Origin of the sequence: Mesorhizobium sp. M1252, from assembly GCF_040318265.1 — a bacterium.
Lineage (GTDB): Bacteria > Pseudomonadota > Alphaproteobacteria > Rhizobiales > Rhizobiaceae > Mesorhizobium.
Genome location: NZ_JAMYLX010000013.1, coordinates 15379 through 29182 on the forward strand (window position 1 = coordinate 15379; position 13804 = coordinate 29182).

11 protein-coding genes are annotated in these 13804 nt (G+C 64.2%); 4 read left to right on the forward strand and 7 right to left on the reverse strand.

Translation table 11 applies throughout. The features are described from left to right. Positions 1 to 275: 275 nt before the first annotated feature. The 5 genes from NKH22_RS23560 to NKH22_RS23580 form a co-directional block, all read right to left on the reverse strand. Positions 276 to 434: a DUF3309 family protein gene (locus NKH22_RS23560; RefSeq protein WP_023822305.1), complete on the reverse strand. Its 159-nt coding sequence runs from the start codon at positions 432 to 434 to the stop codon at positions 276 to 278. A 96-nt stretch (positions 435 to 530) separates the two neighbouring features. Further along, positions 531 to 3695 carry an efflux RND transporter permease subunit gene (locus NKH22_RS23565; RefSeq protein ID WP_352911189.1) on the reverse strand — a complete coding sequence of 1055 codons (3165 nt, stop codon included), beginning with the start codon at positions 3693 to 3695 and terminating at the stop codon, positions 531 to 533. A gap of 81 nt (positions 3696 to 3776) precedes the next feature. Further along, positions 3777 to 4955 carry an efflux RND transporter periplasmic adaptor subunit gene (locus tag NKH22_RS23570; protein ID WP_023822307.1) on the reverse strand — a complete coding sequence of 393 codons (1179 nt, stop codon included), beginning with the start codon at positions 4953 to 4955 and terminating at the stop codon, positions 3777 to 3779. Positions 4956 to 5772: 817 nt separating this feature from the next. After that, positions 5773 to 6903 (reverse strand): patatin-like phospholipase family protein, encoded by a 1131-nt coding sequence (locus NKH22_RS23575; protein WP_023707268.1) that lies wholly within the window; start codon positions 6901 to 6903, stop codon positions 5773 to 5775. Between the two features lie 370 nt (positions 6904 to 7273). Next, positions 7274 to 8362: a citrate synthase/methylcitrate synthase gene (locus NKH22_RS23580; protein WP_023708562.1), complete on the reverse strand. Its 1089-nt coding sequence runs from the start codon at positions 8360 to 8362 to the stop codon at positions 7274 to 7276. Between the two features lie 93 nt (positions 8363 to 8455). On the opposite strand from NKH22_RS23580, the gene NKH22_RS23585 reads away from it, so the two are divergent. After that, positions 8456 to 9595, forward strand: a complete 1140-nt coding sequence (locus NKH22_RS23585; protein ID WP_023708561.1) for a citrate synthase — start codon at positions 8456 to 8458, stop codon at positions 9593 to 9595. On the opposite strand, the gene ftrA is transcribed toward NKH22_RS23585, so the two are convergent. Next, entirely contained in the window at positions 9592 to 10584 is a 993-nt protein-coding gene (gene ftrA / locus NKH22_RS23590; RefSeq protein ID WP_023708560.1) for a transcriptional regulator FtrA, read from the reverse strand. The two genes, NKH22_RS23585 and ftrA, sit on opposite strands and share 4 nt — an antisense overlap. An 89-nt stretch (positions 10585 to 10673) precedes the next feature. Here ftrA and NKH22_RS23595 point away from each other — a divergent pair, with 89 nt between their 5' ends. Beyond that, on the forward strand, positions 10674 to 11093 hold the full coding sequence (locus NKH22_RS23595) for a rhodanese-like domain-containing protein (protein WP_023707263.1): 420 nt from the start codon (positions 10674 to 10676) through the stop codon (positions 11091 to 11093). A 226-nt stretch (positions 11094 to 11319) separates the two neighbouring features. Continuing rightward, the gene (locus NKH22_RS23600; protein WP_280790676.1) at positions 11320 to 11616 is read left to right on the forward strand and encodes a GNAT family N-acetyltransferase; all 297 of its coding nucleotides are present in this window, start codon (positions 11320 to 11322) and stop codon (positions 11614 to 11616) included. A gap of 49 nt (positions 11617 to 11665) precedes the next feature. Here NKH22_RS23600 and phaR read toward each other — a convergent pair whose 3' ends face one another. Further along, on the reverse strand, positions 11666 to 12280 hold the full coding sequence (gene phaR / locus NKH22_RS23605) for a polyhydroxyalkanoate synthesis repressor PhaR (protein WP_023685813.1): 615 nt from the start codon (positions 12278 to 12280) through the stop codon (positions 11666 to 11668). A 302-nt stretch (positions 12281 to 12582) separates the two neighbouring features. Between phaR and NKH22_RS23610 the strand changes: the two genes are divergently transcribed. After that, a complete protein-coding gene (locus NKH22_RS23610; protein ID WP_023673832.1) occupies positions 12583 to 13767 on the forward strand; it encodes an acetyl-CoA C-acetyltransferase in 1185 nt (394 codons plus the stop codon). Positions 13768 to 13804: the final 37 nt, after the last annotated feature.

Sequence of the window (13804 nt, forward strand, 5' to 3'; positions counted from 1 at the left end):
GTGTGCTCGTCATCTCGATTTCGGGCCAATCGCATTGGGAGCTCCCCCACTCCGTCTCGGCTTCGCCCAGCCACCTCTACCCCCACATTCGTGGGGGAGAGGAAATGCTAATCGCCGAGGTCGCTGCCTTGAAAAGCTTGGCATTTCCTCTCCCCCATCGACATGGGGGAGAGGTGGCCGCGAAGCGGTCGGAGTGGGGGCTGGCACCGCCGTATGCCTATTGCCGGTACTTCGTGGGGCGAGGAAACGCTAATCTCCGATATCTCAGGCTCCGATCAAACCCTGCCCATCAGCACCAGGATCAGCAGCACCACCAGCACAAGGCCGACGATGCCCGAGGGGCCATAGCCCCAGGAGCGCGAATGCGGCCAGGCCGGGACGGCGCCGATCAGGATCAGGATCAAGACAATGATGAGGATGGTGCTGACGGTCATTAAGAGTCCCTCGCCTTGCTGGTCGGATACGAGGGGACAATGCAAAAGGCCGCCCGGTTGTTCCGGGCGGCCTTTTGTCCGACTGGTCGAATGCAGCTATTCCGCGGCTTTCGGGAAGGCGATTGCCGGTTCGTCGAGCGGGCTGGGCCCCACGGGTGCATCCCGTTTCTTGTCGCGGCCGAACAGCCGGCGGAAGAACGCGTAGAAGCGGCTGTTCTTGCTGCGCGTGAAGATCATCAGCATGGACGGCGTCACCACCAGCGTCAGCAGCGTGGCGAAGGACAGGCCGAAGACGATGGCCGAGGACAGCGAAATCCACCATTGCGTCGACGGCGCGTTGATCGTCGTCTCGTGATGGAAGATTTCAAGGCCGAGGCCAAAGGCGATTGGCAGCACGCCAAGGATGGCCGAGACCGCCGTCAGCACCACCGGACGGGCACGTTCGCGGCAGGTCTGCAGCACCGCCTCCATCTTGTCCCAGCCCTCTTCGCGCAGCCGGTCATAGGTGTCGATCAAGACGATGTTGTTGTTCACCACCACGCCGGCCAGCGCGATGACGCCGATGCCCGACATGACGATGCCGAAGGCTTCGCCGGTCAGCAGCAGCCCCAGGAACACACCGATCGTCGCCATGACCACGCAGGACAGCACCAGAAGCACGCTGGTGAACTTGTTGAACTGCATCAGCAGCACCAGGAAGATCAGGAAGATCGCCGCGCCGAAGGCCTTGCCGAGGAAGGCGCTGGCTTCGGCGCTGTCCTCGTTCGACCCCGCCAGCTTCCAGCGTATGCCGCTGTCGAGCTTCATGTCGGTGACCGCCTTGGTCACCTCCGCCTGCACCGCCGCAACCTGGTTACCGGCGGCGACGTTGGCCTGGACGACCACTGTGCGGGCGCCGTCGATGCGGTTGAGGATGCCGACGGTCGGCTCCGGCTTGCGCACGACGAAGTTCGAGATCGGCACCGAGCCTTGCGCGGTCTGCACCCGGAGCTCGTCGAGCGTCGATAGCGTGCGCCGGTCTTCGGGCAGGCGCAGGCGGATATCGACGGCATCGTCGGCGCCGGCCGGCCGGTACTCGGACAGCTTCAACCCATTGGTCACCAATTGCACCACGGTGCCGACGGCGGTCGGGCTGATGCCGTACTGCGCCGCCTTGGCGCGGTCGACCTCGAGCGCCCAGTCCACGCCGGGCGGCGGCAGGCCGTCGGATACGTCGATGACACCGGGCACCTTGGCAATGCGCGCCGCAACGGCGCGGGCCTGGTCGTCGAGCCCCTTGGGATCGATGGCCGAAAGCCGCAGCTGCACCGCCTTGCCCGTGGGAGGACCGGCCTCCGGCACGCGCACCTCGACATCGACGCCGGGAATGCCGGCCATGACGGTGCGCAGCTCATCCAGGATATTGTTCGCCGATTTGCGCTCGCGCCAGTCGATGAACTCATACTGGATGACGCCGACGACGTCCTCCGGCACGTCCTGTCCGCCGCCCTGCGTCTTGCCGACGCGGGTGTAGACCGATTTGACGCCAGGCCAGCCGAGCAGCCGGTTCTCGGCGATCCTGGTTGCCGTATCCATTTCGGCCAGCGAGAGATTGCCGCGGGCGTGCACATAGAGCAGGCCATAATCGGGCTCGACGCTGGGGAAGAACTCGACGCCCGCGCCATATTTCGAATAGGCGAAGCCGACGCCGGTGAGCAGCACGGCGGTGAGCACCAGCACGGTGATGGGGAAGCGCACCGCCTGCTTGACCAGCGCCATGTACCAGCCGTCGTGATTGTGTTCCTCGTGATGCTCCGGCGCCTTGGCGAAGAGCGCGCCCAGCGTCGGCGCGAACACCAGCGCATAAAGCATCGAGGCCGACAGCGTGACGATCAGCGTGATCGGCATGTATTTCATGAAGTCGCCGATGATGCCGGGCCAGAACAGCAGCGGCGAAAACGCCGCGATGCGCGTCATCGTCGCGGCGATGACGGGGCCGGCCATGCGCTTGGCGGCCAGCGTGAAGGCTTCCGCCTTCGGCATGCCTTCGCCCATGCGCCGCTCGGCGAATTCGGTGACGATGATGGCGTCGTCGACCAGCATGCCGACCGCCAGGATAAGGCTGAACAGCACGATCATGTTGATCGTGTAGCCCATCATCGCAAGCAGCAGGATGCCGATCAGGAACGATGACGGAATGGCAAGCCCGATCAGCAGCGAGGCGCGGCCCGACAGCGCATAGAGGATGACGATGAACACCAGGATGACGGCGATCATCACGTGGTTCTGCAGGTCGCCCAGCAGCTGGTTGACGAAGACAGACTTGTCCTGCGTGTAGGTGATGTTCATGCCTTCCGGCATCGTCTTGACGTAGGCGTCGGACACTTCCCGCACCTTGGCCAGCGTGTCGATCAGATTGGCGCCGATGCGCTTCTTGACTTCGATGGCGATGGCCGGCTTGCCGTTGAGGCGGGTGATCGTCTCGGCATCGGCGAAGGTCGAACGCACCGTGGCGATGTCCTTGGCCTGCACCACGGCGTTGGGTCCGGCAACCACCGGCAGCGACGCCACATCCTCTGGTGTTTCGATCAGCGACGGCACCTTGACCGCGTATTTGCCTTCCGACCCCTCGATGTTACCGGCTGCGACCAGGCTGTTGGAGGCGCCGACGGCGCCGATCAGCTGGTCGAGCTGCAGGCCGTAGGACGACAGCTTCATCGGGTCGATGACGACCTCGACGAGATCGTCGCGCGCGCCCTGCAGCGAGCCTTCGAGAACGCCAGGCACTTCTTCGATGCGGTCGCGCAATTCGCGCGCGGCAGCCGTCAGCACGCGCTCGGGCAATTCGCCCGACAGCGTCACCACCAGCACCGGGAATTCGGAGATGTTGACCTCGGTGACGACGGGCTCTTCAGCCGCCTGCGGCAGGTCGGCCTTGCCGTCCTGCACCTTGGAGCGCGTGTCCTGAAGTGCTGTCGCCAGGTTGGTCTGCGGCTGGAACTCGACCAGCACATAGCCGCCGCCCTGGAAGGCGGCCGAGCGCATTTCCTTGAGGCCCTTGAGGCTCTTCAGCTTGCTTTCCATCGGCCGCAGCAGAAGGCGCTCGGAATCCTCAGGCGAAATGCCCTGATAGATCAGGCTGACATACATCATCGGAATCGGAACGTCGGGTTCCGCTTCCTTCGGCGTCGACTGATAGGCGACCCAGCCCGCCAGCAGCAGGAACACCAGCACCGCAATGGTCAGCCGGGCATTGTTGATCGCGAGTTTGACGATATCCATGGCCTGTTCTCAAGATTTCAGGAGCCGCATTGCCGCCGGTTGTCCCCGCCCCGGCTGTCCCCGGCCGGGGCCGCTCCGGCGCTACTGCGTTGTCGCTTCGCCCAACAGCTTCTGGATGGTCGCCTGGTCGGCCTCGACCGGCTTGACTACGTCGCCTTCCTTGACGAGTTCCTGGCCGGCGACGATGACGCGGGCATCGGCTGGAATGCCGCCAAGCACCAGGCCCTTCGGCGAGTCGTCAACGAGGTCGATCGGGAAGAACACCACCTTGTTGTCCTTGTCGACGGCGCGGATGCCGAGGTCGCCCTTGTCGCCCAGCGTCACCACGGAGCGCGGCAACATGACGGCATCGGTCGGCTGCGCGCTGAGCGAAATCTCGGCCGTCATGCCCGCCGGCACGGAGCCATCGGCATTGGGCACGGCAATCTCGACGCGGAAGGTGCGGGTCGCCGACGAGGCGTCGCGGCTGATGTAGCGCACCGTGCCTTCGACGGTCTGGCCGCTGACCAGCCGCACAGCAGCCTTGTCGCCGAGCTTGAGATAGCCGAGGTCGCGTTCGCTGACTTCGCCGCGCGCAATCACCGGATCGAGCTTGAGGATGGTTGCCACCTCGCCGCCCTGCATGATGGAACTGCCGAGCTCCACCGGCACCCGGTCGATGACGCCGTCGAAGGGCGCCTTGACCAGATTGCGCTCGAGTTCGGCCTGCGCCGTTTCCAGCTGCGACTGCGCAGCGGTCAGGTTCGAACGCGCCGTGTCGAGCTGCAGCTTGGGCAGATTGCCGGTCTTCATGAGCCGCAGCGATGCGTCGAGTTCAGCCTGGCGCTGCGCGACGAGCTGCTTGGCACTGTCGACCATCGAGATCTTTTCTTCGGCCGCCAGCATCAGCACCAGGTCGCCGGTCTTGACGTGATCGCCCTGCTTGACCGGCAGCTTTTCGATGACGCCGGCGACACGCGTCGCCAGCACGGCGCGCTTGTCGGCCTCGGTCAGCCCGGAAATGCGGATGGCGCGGGCATAGGTCTTGCGCGGCGGCGTCACCACGGCGACGGTGCGCAGCGGCGCCTTCGGTTCGGCCTCGGCGGTCTTGGTTGCATCCGGTGCCTTGGCCTGATCGCCCGGCTTGGCCTGGTCGCCCGGCTTGGCTGCGCCTTCGACAGCGGCGCTGCCGACGGACGAAAACGCGCCTGTTCCCATCCAGGCGGCGAAGCCGATGAGCACAACAATAGCGGCAAGCTTGTGAAACCTGATCTTCGGCATCATTTTTTTCCACTGCGGGGTTCGGCCAAGTCGTTATCCAACAGGGTGTCCGTCGTCTAACAGCTACCGTGTCTTCCAACTCGGGCGCGTCGCCGATATGGGTGCGCGCCAGGCCGTGTTCAATTTGCCGTGAACGGCGAAGCCGCGCTTCTACATCAAAGTTGCATCGCAATACAGTCGAAAAGTTGCAGGAACATTGTGCCAGGCGATGTAGTGTGGCCAACGGGAAACGGTTTTGTCAGCGCCCCATCAGGCGACAGAACCACAGCCGGCTTATGATCTTTTCCTGGCGGTCGGAGCGGTGAGCCACTTCTCGCCGCCGGAAGACGTCGCATAACCTTCGCGAACAGTTTACGCGCCGGATTGCTGATCCGTATCCCGGCTTCGGCTGAGAACCATATCCATTCCTGTGGCGAAGGATCAGCGCTTCTGTAATTGTTCAGTTTGAGCAACGCACTGGAATCGCTTGGAAAACGTCCACCCCATGTGGCTCGGATGCGCACCGCCAATGCCCGGTCCTTTCGGCGCCCAAGCGCTGGCCCCGGGTCTCACACAGAGGCGAACCGTGACGGATATCCCGGCGCAGAGAGATCCCAGTGCTTCTGGCATTTGCCGCCAGAATGCTGGAGCCGCTTGTAATGGAGGCGTTTTGAGCGGCGATCTCCCCTCACGTCAGCACTAGATTTCGGCATTCATATGTGGGCGTGCCCTGCGTCGTCACGACTTGAATGGCAGTAGGCGTCAGTATGATTTTGTATACCGTCACACGCAGAAGTTGCGCCGCATCGGGAAAGCCGCCGGCGCTACTCCGAAAAACTCAGGCCCGCCGGCGTTCCGCCTCCGGCTTCTTGCGGGCGGCGAGGAATTCCTTCACCCGCCGTCCCGGTGCCGGCCCGCGCACCGGTTTGAAGCCGTCATCGAGTTCGCCGGAAAGATCGAGCGTCGGCCGCTTGCCGACGGCGTCGTAATTCTGCTCCAGCCAGTCGCTGGCCGCTATGCGGCCGAGATCTCTGAGATAGCTCAGGAAGGCCCATTCGGCGTTGACCTTGGATGACGCCGACAGATCCTTGAACGCCTCGTCGGCATCGATGCGGTGCATGCGGATGTCGCGGTATTCGCCACGCGGCAGCCGGCCGGCGGCGATCAGCTCCTTGACGAAGGCGATCGAGCGGAATTCGTTCAGCAGCCCGGCATTGAAGGTGATCTCGTCGATGCGGTTCTGGATTTCGTTGGCGCTTTTCGGCGTGCCTTCGCGCACCACAGGATTGATCTGCACCAAAAGCACATCCTCCGTCGCCGCCGTCTTGAAGAACGGAAACAGCGCCGGATTGCCGCCATAGCCGCCATCCCAATAGGGCACGCCCTTGATCTCGACGGCGCGGAACAATTGCGGCAGGCAGGCCGAGGCCATCACCGTGTCGAGGTCGATCTCGCCGTCGGAAAAGACGCGCAGCTGGCCGGTCTCGACATTGGTCGCCGAAATGAACAGCTCCATCGAGTTGCAGGCGTGCACATTTTTGAAATCGATCTCCTGCTCGACCACGTCACGCAGCGGGTTCAAGCCCAGCGGATTGGCGACATAGGGCGAAAACACTCGGGACATGGTGTCGAAGAAGAAATAGCCGGGGGTGTTCTCGATCGACCAGTTGCCCCAGGCGACGTCCCAGGGCATGCGCTGCACCGGGCTGAAGCGGCCCTTGGCCGCCACCGCGCGCCAGAAATCGTCGAGCTTTTGCCGTGCACCCTCGACACCGGCGCGCACAAACCCATCGGCCAGCGCCACCGCATTCATCGCGCCGGCGCTGGTGCCGGACACGGCTGAAATGTCGAGCCTGCCATCCTCCAGCAGCCGGTCGAGTACACCCCAGGAGAAAGCCCCGTGCGAGCCGCCGCCCTGCAGCGCGATCTTGATCTTCTTCGTTTCCTCCGCCTTGCCGTTTTTGGTCATGGCGTTCCTGTTCGGTTTGGTCGCTGCTGCCTCATTCCGCCCGGAAATCGGCGGTTCGACGGCAGCGGACTTATATTGCAGTGCAGCATATAAGGGATGACCAAGGCAAGAACACGAACACGGTCGCGTGATCACATGAAATTTTGGTCATGGGGAATGGTCCTCCACGCCCAGGTCTTCGCCCTACGAATACCCCCACCCTTGATCCCTCCCCACAAGGGGGAGGGAGACTTGGTAGACGCTGATCTCAGCAAACCACCGACGTTTCGGCGGCGCGCGGCAGCTTCCCTCCCCTTGTGGGGGTCCGAAGGACGGGCGAGACCCGTGGCTCGCCTCGGCAAGCCAGGGTGGGGTCATCTTCGCAAAAAACTCAAGCGACAAGCTTCGGCACCGGCCCGACATAGCGCGACTGTGGACGGATCAGCCGCCCTGTCGTCTGCTGTTCGCGCGCATGCGCGATCCAGCCGGCGACACGTCCGGCAGCAAAGACATTGCTGAACGCCTGTGGCGGAAAGCCCGCCGCCTCAAGCACAAGCGCTGTGTAGAACTCGACATTGGTCTGCAACGAGCGCTGCGGCTTGGCGATCCGCAGCACTTCGAGCGCCGTCTGCTCGACCTGTTCGGCGAAGGCCAGCCGGCGGCCGGCTTCGCCCTCGCTGCCGAGCTGCCGCACGACGGCTTTCAGTACATCGGCGCGCGGATCGCGCACGCGGTAGATACGATGGCCGAAACCCATGATGCGCTCGCCATGCGCGACCTTCTCGCGCAGCCAACCGGCCGCGTCGCCATGCGCCTGGATTGCATCGAGCATCTCGATCACCGGGCCGGGCGCGCCGCCGTGCAGCGGCCCCTTGAGCGCGCCGAGCCCGGCCAGCACCGACGATGTCAGCCCGGCCAGCGTCGATGCCACGACGCGGGTGGCGAAGGTCGAGGCGTTGAGGCCGTGATCGCAGACGGTCACCAGATAGGTGTCGAGTGCCCTTGCCAGCGCCGGCGACGGGATGGATCCCTCGAGCATCCTCAGCATGTCGGCGGCATGATCGGCCTTCGCGTCAGGTGCGATCGGCTGCTCGCCACGCGCCAGCCGCAGCAGAGCCGGCGTCAGCACAGCGGGCGCCGCGATCAGCCGCAAGGCGTCCGTCAGCGTCTCGCCATCCGGCAGCAGCGCCATGCCGGCGCGCATGGCGCTATAGATCTCAAGCGGTGCGAGCAGCGGCAGCGAGGGCGCAAGCCGCTCGAACACCTCGACGCGAGCCTTGCCCAGCCTCGCTGCCAGTTCGGCATCGCCGGGAAGGCCGTCGAAGAAGCCGTCGAGCAACAGGCGAACCACTTGCGCATAGCGCCAGCGTCCCGCCAATTCCGGCAGCGAATGACCGCGGATCGTCAGGCGGCCGCCAAGGCCATCGACATCGGAGAGCACGGTCTCCGCCGCCACCACATCATCGAGCCCGTTCGCCATATCTCATCTCCTTGCAGCTTTTCTGCATGGGAGATAAGGGTTAGGCTGCGCCTCGATCAATCTTGATCAATATAATCAATGTATGGGCTGAAAATGTCCGAATGGCTGTCGCGGGAAGAGGCGCTGGAAAGGCTCAAGGTGCGGCCGCAGACGCTTTACGCCTATGTCAGCCGTGGCCGCATCGGCATGCGGCCGGATGAGAGCGACCCGCGCCGCAGCCAGTACCGCGCCGACGACATCGCCGCACTGGCGACCCGCCGGGCGCGCGGCCGCAGTCCCTCGGCCATCGCCGAGAGTGCGATCGCCTGGGGCGAACCCTCGATTGCAACAGCAATTTCGACCGTTCTGCACGGGAGCCTCATCTACCGAGGGCAAGACGCCGTTGCGCTCGCCAAATCGGCGACGCTGGAGGAAACCGCCGCTCTGCTGTGGGCCTCGGCCGAACCGGTGACGTTCAAAGCTCCGTCACCTGAAGCGCCTCATCCAGTCGGCCGCGCCTCGGCCTTTGCGCAGCTTGCCATGCTTGCAGGCCACGGGCGGCCTTCGCTAGGACGCAGCGCCGCCTCGCTGTGCACCGAGGCCGCGCGCACAGTCGGAGCGCTGGCGCAGTCGCTGGGCGCTGAAGCCGGCACAGCGCCCGTCCATAAGCGCCTGGCGCAGGGCTGGTCGGTGGATGATGCCGGCGCGGAAGCGATCCGCTGCGCCCTCGTCCTGCTCGCCGATCATGAACTCAACGCATCGACCTTCGCCGCCCGCGTCGCAGCGTCCACAGGCGCCTCGCCTGCCGCATGCCTGCTGGCCGGCCTGGCAACGCTGTCCGGCCCGCGCCACGGTGGCGCCGGCGAAGCGGTGATGCAACTGGCTGAAGATGCAGCAGCCCACGGCGCGGATGCGGCGATCCGGCGCTGGCTCGGCCATGATCGGACCTTGCCGGCGTTCGGCCATCCGCTCTATCCCGACGGCGATCCCCGTGCCACCGCACTTCTGGAAGTCATCCCTGTCGACGAGACGCTGCAACAGCTGCAAAAAGCCGCCATGGCGGCGGCCGGTGCCCAGCCCAACATCGACTTCGCCCTGGCCGCACTAACGCGCGGCCTTGGCTTGCCGCGCGATGCACCGTTCCAGCTGTTTGCGCTCGGACGCAGTGTCGGCTGGGCCGCGCATATGGTCGAACAGATCATTAGCGGCAGCATCATCAGGCCGCGTGGCCGCTATGAGGGACGCGTGACTTAAGCCGACCTGGCCGTGTTCCCGAACCGCGCACGGTACGCGACGGGCGTCGTGGCGAACTGCTGACGAAAATGATGCCGCAGCGTGCCTGCCGCGCCAAAGCCGGCAGTCTCGGCAATCCGTTCGATCGGCATGGCGGTGTCTTCCAGCAGCGTGCGCGCCCGCGAAAGCCGTTCCGACAGCAGCCAGCGCGCCGGCGTGACGCCGGTTGCGGCCGCGAACCGGCGCAGGAACGTCCGCTCGCTCATACCGGCAAGCTCGGCCAAGATGGCGACGGGATAGTCGGCGGCAATATCGGCGCGCATCCTGTCGATCAACGGTCCAAGCCGGCTGCGCTCATGTGGCTCGGGAACGGAACTCTCGACATACTGCGCCTGGCCGCCGTCGCGATGCGGCGGCACGACCAGACGGCGCGCCACCATGTTTGCAGCCTTGGTGCCGAAGTCGCGCCGAACCAGATGCAGGCAGAGGTCGATGCCCGCGGCACTGCCTGCCGATGTCAGCACATTGCCCTCATCGATGTACAAAACGTCCGGAATCACGGTGATGTCGGGGTACATCTCCGTCAGCTTCTCGCTGTAGCGCCAATGCGTGGTCGCTCTTTTGCCCGCAAGCAGGCCGGCGGCGGCAAGCACGAACACGCCCGAACAGATCGAAAGAATGCGAGAGCCGCGCTCGTGTGCCTTTCGAAGCGCCTCGATCAGCGCCGGCGGCACCGGAGCCTCCGTTCCGCGCCATCCCGGTACGATCACCGTGCCGGCCTGGCCGATCAGATCGATCCCGCCGTCGGCAACAATACGCACGCCGCCCAGCGCGCGCATTTCACCGGTATCAATACCGGCAACCGCAAAACGGTACCAATCCTCACCCATTTCCGGCCGGGGCAAGGCGAAGATCTCAACCGCCACGCCAAACTCGAACGTGCACAGCCCGTCATAGGCAACGGCAACGACAAGAGGGTTGGCAGGGCGCGGATTGGCAGAGGATGGCATGATCTTGACGATATATGGCAAAGCTGCCAGCTGCAATCGCCCTGCTTCCTGTCTTATCTCTCCGTCGCATCAGCAATGGAGATACGAGGATGAGCCACGTGACAGACATTCCGGCGGCATCGCCGGATATCGCCCGCGACCATTTTCTGCGCCGGCTTTCCGTCGAGACCGACTGTTCCGACGTCGCCGCCGCACTGCGTGCCGGAGAGCCGGACTTTGTTCTCCTGCATGTGGTCGGTTCGCCGGAAGCCTATGGACGCCGCCATGTGCCGGGCGCGCTGCATCTGCCCCACCGCGAAATATCGGCCGAGCGGATGGTGCAATGGCCCGAAAAGACGCTGTTCGTCGTCTATTGCGCGGGACCGCATTGCAATGGCGCGGATCAGGCGGCCTTCAAGCTGGCCAGCCTCGGTCGTCCCGTGAAGATCATGATCGGCGGCATAACCGGTTGGCAGGACGAGGACCTTCCTTTCGCTTCAGGCAAGGAGCCCGGTGTCTTGCACGCGTGAGGCCAAGGCCAGGCTGCGCGGCAGCGTCCACGCGATATGGTCGGGCTGGAGTAAGCATGCAAAGGCGATGGTTAGAATTCGTCCATTCGTGCGCGAGGATGTCGGTGCGGTGCTCGCCCTCATGCGGGCGCTAGTCGTCTTCGAGGGTTATGACGACAAGCTTCGCGTCACCTAAGCGAACCTCATCGAGCACGGGCTGGGACCATCGCCCCGGTTCGGCGTGTTGGTGGCGGAGCGCGAGGGCGTGATCGTCGGCATCGCCGTCCACTACCTCATCCCCTGGACCTACGACCTGAAGCCGGTTGTCTGGCTGAAGGAACTCTACGTCACTGAAGCGGCGCGCGGGATGGGGGTCGGCCATGCGCTTGTTGAACAGCTTCGCCAACACGCCATCGGCATCGGCGCATCGGCCATCAAATGGACGGTGCTGAAATCCAACATACCGGCGAAGGCATTCTACCGCTCACTCGGCGGGCAGCCCGACGAATATCTGGGAATCGTGGCAACTGAAATCGACCCGTGAGGCAAGGCCCAGCCGGGTTGAGCCGGTTCAGACCATTGCCCGGCCGCCTCTACGACATGGTGTCAAGCTTGCGCTGCATGGCGGCGATCTGTTGCTTCAGTTCCTGAAGGTCGTCGCCGCTCTTTTCCGGGACATCCTTGCGGGCCGGCTCGGGTGCAGCCGCGGCCGCAGCATTTGTGGCGGCGGTCGGGAAGGGCGTGAACAGGCGCATCGCGTTCTGGAACATTTCCATGTTGCGGCGTGTCTGCTCTTCCAGCGCCTTGATCGGAGTGGCGATCTTCATTACATCCAGCGGCGACTTGCCGATCGCGCCCTTCATCTGCTCGCGGAACCGCTCCTGTTCCTTGGAGAAGGCCATCATCGACTGTTCGAGGAAGCTCGGCACGATCTGCTGCATCTGGTCGCCATAGAAAGCGATCAACTGGCGCAGGAACGGGATCGGCAGCATGTTCTGCCCATCCTTGTTCTCCAGTTCGAAGATGATCTGCGTCAGCACCGGATGGGTAATGTCGTCACCGGTCTTGGCGTCCTGGACGGTGAACTCCTCGCCCTTCTTGACCATCTCGGCCAGATCCTCGAGCGTCACATAGGTGCTGGTGCCGGTATTGTAGAGCCGGCGATTGGCATATTTCTTGATAATGATAGGGTCGTCTTTCGCGGCCATCAGCATCCTCCCGGGACACCGGCGCGCCTGAGTAAGCCGCCGGTAACGATTGCGCCATTTTTAAGGATATGCGCAAAAGCTCTATAATTCCAAGCGCTTTGTGCAGTGCGGCATCATTTATTGCTGCATGGCCGGCCAATTATGCTGCGCAGCAAAGGTTGGGCGATCCCGCCGGCCGCTCACGCCCTGCTTGCGGCGCTTGGCCGGCATGCCCATTTCCGGTTTGACTTGGGGTGTGGAACGAGCAAGAAAAGTCCCAACAAGCCCCCAAGAACACGACACCTCGAAGTCTGGAGAGAAAAATGTCCGCTTCCAATTCAATCGTCGTTGCCAGCGCCGCACGCACGGCTGTCGGCTCTTTCAACGGCGCCTTCGCCGCCACCCCGGCGCATGAACTTGGCGCCGTCGTCATCAGGGAGCTTTTGGCGCGCGCCGGCGTCGAGCCGGGTGAAGTCGACGAGGTCATTCTCGGCCAGGTGCTGACCGCCGCGCAGGGCCAGAACCCCGCCCGCCAGGCGTCGATCAATGCCGGCCTGCCCAAGGAGACCACCGCCTGGGGGCTCAACCAGGTTTGCGGCTCTGGCCTGCGCGCCATCGCGCTCGGCATGCAGCAGATCGCCGCCGGCGACGCCACGGTGATCATCGCGGGCGGCCAGGAATCGATGTCGCTGTCGCCGCATGCCGAGCACCTGCGCGCCGGCGTCAAGATGGGCGACTACAAGATGATCGATACCATGATCAAGGACGGGTTGTGGGACGCCTTCAATGGCTACCACATGGGCAACACCGCCGAGAACGTCGCCCGCCAGTTCCAGATCACCCGCGACGACCAGGACCAGTTTGCGCTGGCCTCGCAAAACAAGGCCGAGGCCGCGCAGAAGGCCGGCAAGTTCAAGGACGAGATCGTCGCCTTCACGATCAAGGGCAGGAAGGGCGACACTGTCGTCGACCAGGACGAGTACATCCGCCACGGCGCCACCATCGACGCCATGTCCAAGCTGAAGCCGGCTTTCGACAAGGACGGCACCGTGACCGCCGCGAACGCGTCGGGCATCAATGACGGCGCCGCCGGCGCGCTGCTGATGAGCGAGGCTGAAGCCACAAGGCGCGGCATCACCCCGCTGGTGCGCATCGCATCCTGGGCGACGGCCGGCGTCGATCCGGCGATCATGGGAACCGGACCTATTCCCGCCTCGAAGCGGGCGCTCGAGAAGGCCGGCTGGTCGGTCAAGGACCTCGACCTTGTCGAGGCCAATGAAGCCTTCGCCGCGCAGGCCTGCGCCGTCAACAAGGGCATGGGCTGGGATACGTCGATCGTCAACGTCAATGGCGGCGCCATCGCCATCGGCCATCCGATCGGCGCGTCGGGCGCCCGCGTCTTCAACACGCTGGTTTTCGAGATGCGCCGCCGCGGCGCCAAGAAGGGCCTTGCCACGCTGTGCATCGGCGGCGGCATGGGCGTCGCTCTGTGCGTGGAAGCGCTGTGAACAAGAAGTGAGTAGTGAATAGGGAGTAGTGAATAGG

Excerpts from the sequence above, each read along its gene's own strand:
- ftrA (WP_023708560.1), bottom strand. The coding sequence starts at position 10,584 with ATGCCATCCTCTGCCAATCCGCGCCCTGCCAACCCTCTTGTCGTTGCC.
- NKH22_RS23595 (WP_023707263.1), top strand. The coding sequence starts at position 10,674 with ATGAGCCACGTGACAGACATTCCGGCGGCATCGCCGGATATCGCCCGC.
- NKH22_RS23565 (WP_352911189.1), bottom strand. The coding sequence starts at position 3,695 with ATGGATATCGTCAAACTCGCGATCAACAATGCCCGGCTGACCATTGCG.
- phaR (WP_023685813.1), bottom strand. The coding sequence starts at position 12,280 with ATGGCCGCGAAAGACGACCCTATCATTATCAAGAAATATGCCAATCGC.
- NKH22_RS23570 (WP_023822307.1), bottom strand. The coding sequence starts at position 4,955 with ATGCCGAAGATCAGGTTTCACAAGCTTGCCGCTATTGTTGTGCTCATC.
- NKH22_RS23560 (WP_023822305.1), bottom strand. The coding sequence starts at position 434 with ATGACCGTCAGCACCATCCTCATCATTGTCTTGATCCTGATCCTGATC.
- NKH22_RS23610 (WP_023673832.1), top strand. The coding sequence starts at position 12,583 with ATGTCCGCTTCCAATTCAATCGTCGTTGCCAGCGCCGCACGCACGGCT.
- NKH22_RS23580 (WP_023708562.1), bottom strand. The coding sequence starts at position 8,362 with ATGGCGAACGGGCTCGATGATGTGGTGGCGGCGGAGACCGTGCTCTCC.
- NKH22_RS23585 (WP_023708561.1), top strand. The coding sequence starts at position 8,456 with ATGTCCGAATGGCTGTCGCGGGAAGAGGCGCTGGAAAGGCTCAAGGTG.
- NKH22_RS23575 (WP_023707268.1), bottom strand. The coding sequence starts at position 6,903 with ATGACCAAAAACGGCAAGGCGGAGGAAACGAAGAAGATCAAGATCGCG.